Origin of the sequence: Streptomyces sp. NPDC050625 (assembly GCF_040654755.1) — a bacterium.
Lineage (GTDB): Bacteria > Actinomycetota > Actinomycetes > Streptomycetales > Streptomycetaceae > Streptomyces.
On record NZ_JBFAIQ010000120.1, the window covers coordinates 1 to 1,391 of the forward strand.

The following is a 1,391-nucleotide window of genomic DNA, read 5'->3' on the forward strand; positions in this document are numbered from 1 at the left end:
CCGGCCCCCGCCACCGCCGCGGCGGTCGGCATCGATGCCGGGATCACGTCGCTGGTGACCCTGTCCACCGGGGAGAAGATCGCCAACCCGCAGCATGAGCGGCGCGACCGCGCCCGCCTGGCGAAGGCGCAGCGGGAGCTGTCGCGCAAGGCGAAGGGCTCGATCAACCGGGAGAGAGCCCGCAAGCGTGTCGCCAGGGTCCACGCGCGGATCGCTGACCGGCGCCGCGACTTCCTGCACAAGCTGTCGACTCGTCTCGTCCGTGAGAACCAAACGGTCGTGATCGAGGACCTCACTGTCCGCAACCTGCTGAAGAACGGCAGGCTCGCGCGCGCCATCTCGGACGCGGCCTGGACGGACCTGCGCATGATGCTGGAGTACAAGTGCGCCTGGTACGGGCGCGAACTCGTCGTGATCGACCGCTTCTTCCCCAGCTCGAAGCTGTGCGGAACCTGTGGCACGGTCCGCGGGAAGCTGCCGCTGAACGTCCGTGCGTGGACATGCGACTGCGGCACCGTGCACGACCGCGACGTGAACGCGGCACGCAACATCCTGGCCGCCGGGCTGGCGGCGTCTGCCTGTGGAGACGGTGTAAGACCTCAACGGGAGTCCTCCCGGACGGGGCGGTCGTCGGTGAAACAGGAAACCCAGCGGGCGACCGCTGGACTCCCCCGCCTTTAGGCAGGGGAGGAAGTCAAACGCTGCCACAGCTGCCAGGTCGTGGCTGAAGTAGCCAGTGTTGATTCCCAGCAGGTTGATCCCGCGCAGGATGAAGGGCAGCCCGGAGATGGCCAGCTCGTGGCCGCCTGTATTGCCGAAGGTGGCGATGCTGCCGTGTCGCTTGGTCGTCCGGATCAGCCAGGAGAGGAGATCGCCGCCCACGGCGTCGACCGCACCCGCCCATCTGGCGCTTTCCATCGGGCGGATCGTCTCGTGCGCGGCCGGCCTGCTGATGACCTCGCATGCGCCCAGACGTCGGAGGTAGTGGTGCGCGTCGCTCTTCCCGGTGATGGCGGTGGCGTCGTACCCCCGGCCGGCGAGCATGCTCACTGCGAGGCTGCCGGTACCTCCGCTCGCTCCCGTGACCGCGACCGGTCCTTGGTCCGGCTGCAGCCCGTTGTGTTCGAGCTGATGGATCGCCAGTGCGGCGGTGATGCCGGCCGTACCGAGTGCCATGGACTCCCATGCGGTCATCCCGTCCGGCAGCGGTACGGCCCAGTCCGCGGGTACGCGGACCCACGGCGCATAGCCCCCGTCGTGTTCCTCGCCGAGCGCGAAGCCGGTCACCACGACCTGGTAGGACTCCGTTAAGTCATCTGGTTCGGGCTGTTCCTGGGCATGTTGAATGTGTGGATGCACACGAAGTGAACCGTGTTCGGGCCAGGTTGGCG

General features: G+C 68.0%; 1 protein-coding gene and 1 pseudogene. One reads left to right on the forward strand and one right to left on the reverse strand.

The window, feature by feature from the left end; all coding sequences use genetic code 11:
- Positions 1–681, forward strand: a 681-nt coding sequence (locus tag AB0I54_RS48155) for an RNA-guided endonuclease TnpB family protein (protein WP_363302757.1), incomplete at its 5' end; no start/stop codon positions are given.
- 33 nt (positions 682–714) lie between these two features.
- Here AB0I54_RS48155 and AB0I54_RS48160 read toward each other — a convergent pair.
- Positions 715–1,194 (reverse strand): annotated as a pseudogene (locus AB0I54_RS48160) (zinc-binding dehydrogenase); the annotation flags it as partial.
- Positions 1,195–1,391: the final 197 nt, after the last annotated feature.